Consider the following 6,528-nt stretch of genomic DNA (forward strand, 5'->3'; position numbering starts at 1 on the left):
GCCGTGAGGATCGAGATGCTGTCGTCGGAGCAAAGGGGACGGGTGCTGGTGCTCGCGGCGAAGGCCGCGGGTGACGCGTTGGTGGAGCGGCTCACGGCGAGTGGCTACCAGTGCGCCTCCACTGAACGGGAGACCGGGCTGGCGGAGATGGTGGATCAGCTCCAGCCAGAGGTGGTGCTCCTGTCGGTGACGGCCAAGCGGGCGGCGGAGCTGCTGGAGACGGTGCGCAAGGTGGACAAGCTGAACCGCCTGCCGGTGCTGGTGGATCAGGGCCGCGCGCGTTCGGCGGAGGCCTTCAAGCGGCTGGCGGTGGACGACTTCGTGCGCGGCGCGGATGAGCTGGTGCCCCGGCTGGAGTCCGCCCTGCGCGCCTGGAGGCTGAAGGAGCGCGAAGAGCGCATCCGCATGCGCATGGGGATGCTGCTCGAAATCACCCAGGCGGCCACCAGCTCCCTGGAGCTGGAGGAGATCCTCCGCATCGCCGTGGAGAAGGTCGGCCAGGTGACGGGAACGGACCGCTGCTCCGTGGTGCTGGTGGAGGGCAGCCACGCACGCACGGCCACGGTCGTCGCGACGCAGGAGGACCCCAGCCTCGTCCAGCTGGACATCGAGGTGGCGCGCTACCCGGAGCTGCGCCGCGCGCTGGAGACGCGCCAGCCCGTCCTGATTGAAGAGGCGCAGCGCGACCCGCTGATGGCGGAGGTGCGCACGTCGCTGTTGCCGCAGGGCGTGAAGTCCATCCTGGTGCAGCCGCTCATCTGTCAGGATGACCTCCTGGGCGCGCTCTTCCTGCGCGTGTCGAAGGGCGAGGCGTCCATCGGGCGTGACGAGCAGGAGTTCGCGGAGGCCGTGGCGGGCGTGCTCGCCAACTCCATCCGCAACGCGCGCCTGCACACGGCGGTGAAGAAGAAGCGCGAGGACCTGGAGCTGGCGTACGTGGAGCGCTACCGCGAGCTCAACGACGCGAACCGCCGCCTCAAGGAGCTCAACCGCCTGAAGGATGAGATCATCGCGGTGTGCAGCCACGACCTGCGCGCGCCGCTCCAGGTGCTCCTGGGGCACGGCCGGCTCCTCCTGGAGGGGCCGCTGGAGGCGCAGCAGAAGCAGTCCGCGGACGCGATGATCCGCCAGGGCCGGAAGATCCTCACCCTGGTCGAGTCCCTGCTGGAGAAGGGCAAGGGCGAGGCGGCGCGGCTGTCCATCGAGCCCCGCGTTCTGGACGTGGCGCAGCTGTGCCGCGACGCCGTGGCGGAGCTCGAAATCCTGGCGGCGGAGAAGGCCGTGGCGCTGCGCTCCGAGTGCCCTGACAGCCTGATGCTGATTGGCGACGAGGTGAAGCTGCACGAGGTGCTGCAGAACCTCATCAGCAACGCCATCCAGCACGCCAGCGACCCGGGCTCGGTCGTGGTGCGCACGCAGCGGCTGTCGCGGCCGGACGGCGACGCGGTGCGGGTGATGGTGAGCGACAACGGGGTGGGCATTCCCCCGGATGAGCTGCACCTCGTCTTCGACCGCTACCGTCACGGGCCCAAGGGCACGGGGCTGGGGCTGGCCATCTGCAAGGAGTTCGTGGAGCTGCACGGCGGTGAAATCTGGGCGGAGAGCCCGGCCGAGGGCGGCTGCACCTTCGTCTTCACGCTGCCCCTGGCGCAGGAGGCCGCGCGCAACCCCCGGCCTCAGCCCGCGCCCGGCGCCGCGCCCGAGCAGCCGCGCGTGCTGGTGGTGGAGGACGAGCCCGAGATCGCGGCGGTGCTGTCGGAGGTGCTGCGCTCGAAGTACCGCGTGGAGGTGGCGCGCGACGGCGCGGAGGGCCTGGCGAAGGCGCGCGCGTCCCGGCCGGACCTCGTGGTGATGGACGTGTTCCTGCCCAAGCTGGACGGCCTGGACGCGGCCATGGCGCTCAAGTCCTCGTCGGACACGGCGCACATCCCCGTCATCCTCCTGTCCGCCCACCAGGGCGTGGCCGACAAGGTCCGCGCGCTCAACCTGGGCGCGGTGGACTACATGGCCAAGCCCTTCAACGCGGTGGAGCTGCTCAACCGCACCGAGCGCGCGCTCAAGTTGCGCCAGGGTGAGAAGGAGCAGCAGGACAAGACGAACTCGCTCCAGCGTCGCACCGGCAGCGATCCGGCGACGGGCCTGCTCGACCGCCGCGGCCTGCTCTTGCGCCTGGAGCAGGAAGTGGCCCGCAGCCGGCGCTACCACCGCGCCCTCACGCTGGCGGTGCTCCGTCCGGACCGCGAACTGGACGCCATGCCGCCCAACATGGGGGACGTGATGCGCAAGCGTGTTCGCCACCCGGACTCCATCGCCCACCTGGGGCTGGGCGTCTTCGCGGTGGTGCTGCCCGAGTGCAACGCCGACGCGGCGCGCACGGTCATCAACCGCCTGATGCCGGACGTGGAGAAGGTGACCTCCATCGAGTACCGGGCCGCCATGGCGGACGTCAGCCAGGACAGCGATCCGGTGGAGAAGCTGTTGGAGAAGTTGGGGGCGCCCCCGCCCGAGGTCCACTAGCCCGCGTGCGCCCGCTCCCGCTCCTCAGCCGTGCCGCCGTGTTGTGCCTCGCGCTGGCCGCCGGAGGTTCGGGGGCCGCGCCCGCGAGGAAAGTCCCGTCCCCGCACGTCGACCGCGAGGCGATGCGCGAGGCCATGGACTCGAGCGACCTCGACGACGAGCCGTCCGCGTCGTCCGCCAGCTACGCGCACTACCTCCAGGCGCGCCTGCTGCACCTGGAGGGCAACCACCGGGCCGCGGTGGATGAGCTCCGGCTGGCGCTCGCCACCGACGACGGCAACCCGAACCTCCTCACCCAACTGGGCGAGGAGTACGCGCGCCTGGGAGACCTGGACCGCGCCGAGCGCGAGCTGCGCCGGGCCGTGGAGAAGGTCCCCACGCACTACGCCGCCCACGTGCTCCTGGGCCGGGTGCTGATGGAGTCCGGCCGGGCGCCGCGCGCGCGCCAGCACCTGCGCCGCGCGATGGCCCTGCGTCCCCGCGACCCGGAGGCGTACCTTGTCCTGTCGCAGCTGTACCTCGACGCGAAGGACCCCGACGAGGCGGTGAAGGTGGTGGACGCGCTGGCCCACGCGCTGCCGGGAGAGCCCTCCGGCTACCGGCGGCTGGGGCTCGTCCTCGCCGAGCGCGGTGATGCGGCCCGCGCCGAACGCCTGCTCGTGAAGGCCTCCGAGCGCGACCCGGGCGACGTGGAGGTGTGGTCCACGCTGGCCCGCCTCTACGAGGACTCCGGCCGGGCGAAGGAAGCCGAGGACGCGCTGGCTCGCGCGCTGGAGGCGGATCCGGACAGCCGCGAGGTGCTGCTGTCCGCGGGCCGTGCCGCGCTGAAGGGCGGTTCGGTGACGCGGGCGCGGGCGTACTTCGACCGGTTGCTGTCGCTGTCCGCGTCCCCGGAGCTGGCCGTGCGGGTGGCCTTCAGCTACCTGGCCGCGGGAGAGCCCGCCGCCGCGGAAGTGGTGCTGGACGCCGCGCGCAAGGACGCGCCGGACGAGCCCCGGCTGGCGTACTACGCGGGCCTCGTCGCGGAGCGGATGCGCCGCTTCTCCGCCGCCGCCTCGGACTTCGCGGGCGTGCCCCCGGACTCGGAGGTGTTCCCCGACGCGCGTGTGCGCCAGGCCCGCTGCCTGTCGCTGTCGGGGGACCATCCGCGCGCGCAGGCGCTCTACCGCGCTGCCATGGCGGAGGCACCGGATGACGTGGAGGTCCGCGTCGGCTACGCGCGGGCGCTGGAGCGTGCCGGCGCGGCCGCGAAGGCGGAAGGGGTGCTGCGCGAGGCGCTGGCGGGGGAGGGTGGGGCGATGGCGTACGACGCGCTGGCCACCCTGCTGGAGCGCCAGGGCCGGGCTCCAGATGCGCTCGCGCTCCTGAGGGACGCCGTCGCGAAGGCGCCGAAGAACCAGGACCTGCAGTTCGCCCTGGGGACGCTGCTGGAGCGCCAGGGCGACGTGGCGGGGGCGCTTTCGCGCATGCGGGCGGTGCTCGCGCTGAAGCCGGACCACTCCGCGGCGATGAACTTCATGGGTTACGTGCTGGCGCAGCGGGGCCGGGACCTGGACGAGGCGGAGCGGCTGGTGCGCCGCGCGCTGGCGCTCCGGCCCGACAACGCGGCCTACGTGGACTCGCTGGGGTGGGTGCACTTCCAGCGCGGCGACGCGAAGAAGGCCGTGGAGGTGCTGGAGCGCGCGGTGGACCTGTCCCCGGACGAACCCGCCATCCTGGAGCACCTGGGGGACGCGTACCTCAAGGCGGGACGTACCCCGGAGGCCGTCCGGACCTGGAAGCGCGCGCTGGAGGTGCTGACGCTGGAGCCGGAGGCCGCCGAACCGGCGGATCAGCGCACCACCCTGGAGCGCAAGTTGAAGGCGCTACCCTCGACGGCGCAGGGCCGCTAAGGTCCCGGGCTCATGGCCCGCCACGACGAAGGCTTCTTCACCGGGAAGGACAACACCCGGCTGTTCTGGACGCTGGACCTGCCGGATGCGGCTCCCCGCGCGCATGTCGCCATCGTCCATGGCTACGGCGACCACATCGGCCGCTACCGGCCCGTCATCGACGCGCTGGTGCAGGACGGCTTCGCCGTGCACGGCTTCGACTACCGGGGCCACGGCCGCGCGGACGGCCGGCGCGCCTACGCCAGCAAATGGACCGAGTTCCTGGACGACCTGGACGGCTTCTGGCAGCGCGTGCGCAAGGCCGCGGGCACGGAGAAGATCTTCCTCCTGGCCCACAGCCACGGCGGCCTGATGGCCGCGCACGCCCTGGCCAAGGGCATGGACGGCCTCACCGGCGCCATCCTCTCCGCGCCCTACCTCAAGCTGGCCATCACCCCTCCGGCCGCGAAGGTCATGGCCGCGCGCATGGTGGGCACGGTGGTGCCGTGGATGAAGGTCGCCTCGGGCCTGGCCCCGGAGATGCTCAGCACCGACCCGGAAATCCAGAAGGCGGTCGGGGCGGACCCGCTGTACGTGCCCTTCGCCACGCCTCGCTGGTTCGTGGAGTCCACGGCCGCCCAGGCGCAGACGCTCGCGCTGGCGCCGAAGATTCAAGTGCCGCTGTTCGTGCTGTGCGGCCAGGAGGATGGCGTGGCGCTGCCGGCGGCGGCGCGGGCCTTCTTCGAGGCGGCGGGGACGGCGGACAAGAAGTTCAAGGAGTACCCCGGCATGCGGCACGAGCCGCTCAACGAGCGGGACCGCGCGACGGTGTTCCAGGACATCTCCGGCTGGATCTCCGCGCATCTCTGACATAATCAGGTCGCCCCGCTCCCGACGGAGCAGGCGCTGGCGAGGATCACCTCATGGCACAGGGTGAAACGGGCATCATTGGCAAGGGCATCGTCATCAGGGGCAACCTCACGGGCGGAGGGGACCTGGTCATCGAAGGGCGTGTGGAGGGGCAGATCGCCCTGAAGAACCACCTCACCATCGAAGGCACCGGCAAGGTGCAGGCGGACATCCGCGCCGAGGAACTGACCATCAACGGCGAGGCGAGCGGCAACATCGACGCTTCCACGCGCGTGGCCATCAACGCTTCGGCGAAGGTGGCGGGCGACATCAAGGCCCCGCGGGTCGTCATCGAGGATGGTGCCGTGTTCAACGGCTCCATCGAGATGGACGTGAAGTTGCCGGACGACATCTAGCATCCACCGGGGTCCGTCCCACGGTCCCCCCAGGCGTACAGCTTCGAGAAGGCGGACAACACTCATGGCGAATACGGTCATTGGTTCGAGCATCGTCATCGACGGGGAGATTTCCGGTGACGAAGACCTGGTCATCCAGGGCACCGTGAAGGGGAAGATCTCCCTCAAGGAGAGCCTCTACGTGGAGGGTTCGGGCGTCGTCGAGGCGGACATCGAGACGCAGAACGTGGAGATCGCCGGCCGCGTGACGGGCAACATCGTCGCCAGCGACAAGGTCGAGCTGAAGACGGACTGCCGCGTGGTGGGCGACATCAAGGCCCCGCGAATCCTCATCGCCGACGGTGCCTCCTTCAAGGGCAACGTCGACATGGACATGAAGGAGCGCTGATCCGTGGCCACCGCCAAGGAGCTTGCAGGCAACTCCGTCGACAACACCGTGGTGGGGCCTTCCATCCTCATCAGCGGTCGGCTCACGGGTGACGAGGACCTCACGGTCCGCGGGCGCGTCGAGGGTGAGCTCACCCTCAGCCGCACCCTCATCGTGGAGCCGTCCGGCGTGGTGAAGGCCAACGTGGCGGTGAAGAACGCCATCGTCAGCGGCGTGGTGGTGGGCAACATCAACGCCACCGAGAGCGTGGAGCTCACCCGCGAGGGCCGCATGGTGGGCGACATCCGCGCCCCCCGCGTCATCATCGTGGACGGCGCCAGCTTCCGCGGCCGCGTGGACATGGGTGACGTGGAGCCGGGCCGTCTGCCGGCCGAGCGCCCCGCGGTGACCCGTCCCCAGGCGGTGACGCGTCCCACGGTGCGTCCGGGCGCCACCCCGCCGCGTCCTCCGACGCCGCCGGCCGCCCCGCCGCGCACCGCCCCGACGC

Annotated in this window: 6 protein-coding genes; all 6 read left to right on the top strand. The window is 71.4% G+C overall.

Going from position 1 to position 6,528, the window contains the following annotated elements:
- Positions 1-18: 18 nt before the first annotated feature.
- A complete protein-coding gene (locus tag D7X32_RS28495; protein ID WP_120605717.1) occupies positions 19-2,517 on the top strand; it encodes an ATP-binding protein in 2,499 nt (832 codons plus the stop codon).
- Between the two features lie 5 nt (positions 2,518-2,522).
- Entirely contained in the window at positions 2,523-4,409 is a 1,887-nt protein-coding gene (locus tag D7X32_RS28500; RefSeq protein WP_120605713.1) for a tetratricopeptide repeat protein, read from the top strand.
- 12 nt (positions 4,410-4,421) lie between these two features.
- The gene (locus tag D7X32_RS28505) at positions 4,422-5,258 is read left to right on the top strand and encodes an alpha/beta hydrolase (protein WP_120605714.1); all 837 of its coding nucleotides are present in this window, start codon (positions 4,422-4,424) and stop codon (positions 5,256-5,258) included.
- Positions 5,259-5,311: 53 nt separating this feature from the next.
- Positions 5,312-5,653: a bactofilin BacN gene (gene bacN, locus D7X32_RS28510; RefSeq protein WP_120537550.1), complete on the top strand. Its 342-nt coding sequence runs from the start codon at positions 5,312-5,314 to the stop codon at positions 5,651-5,653.
- Positions 5,654-5,717: 64 nt separating this feature from the next.
- Positions 5,718-6,041, top strand: a complete 324-nt coding sequence (locus tag D7X32_RS28515; protein ID WP_002636698.1) for a bactofilin family protein — start codon at positions 5,718-5,720, stop codon at positions 6,039-6,041.
- Positions 6,042-6,044: 3 nt separating this feature from the next.
- On the top strand, positions 6,045-6,528 hold a 484-nt coding region (gene bacP / locus D7X32_RS28520; protein ID WP_244239232.1), incomplete at its 3' end, for a bactofilin BacP.

This window comes from Corallococcus carmarthensis (genome assembly GCF_003611695.1).
GTDB classification, from domain to species: Bacteria; Myxococcota; Myxococcia; order Myxococcales; family Myxococcaceae; genus Corallococcus; species Corallococcus carmarthensis.

What these genes read in the sequence shown, in the direction of transcription:
- bacN (WP_120537550.1), top strand. Translation starts at nt 5,312, where the DNA reads ATGGCACAGGGTGAAACGGGCATCATTGGCAAGGGCATCGTCATCAGG.
- D7X32_RS28505 (WP_120605714.1), top strand. Translation starts at nt 4,422, where the DNA reads ATGGCCCGCCACGACGAAGGCTTCTTCACCGGGAAGGACAACACCCGG.
- D7X32_RS28515 (WP_002636698.1), top strand. Translation starts at nt 5,718, where the DNA reads ATGGCGAATACGGTCATTGGTTCGAGCATCGTCATCGACGGGGAGATT.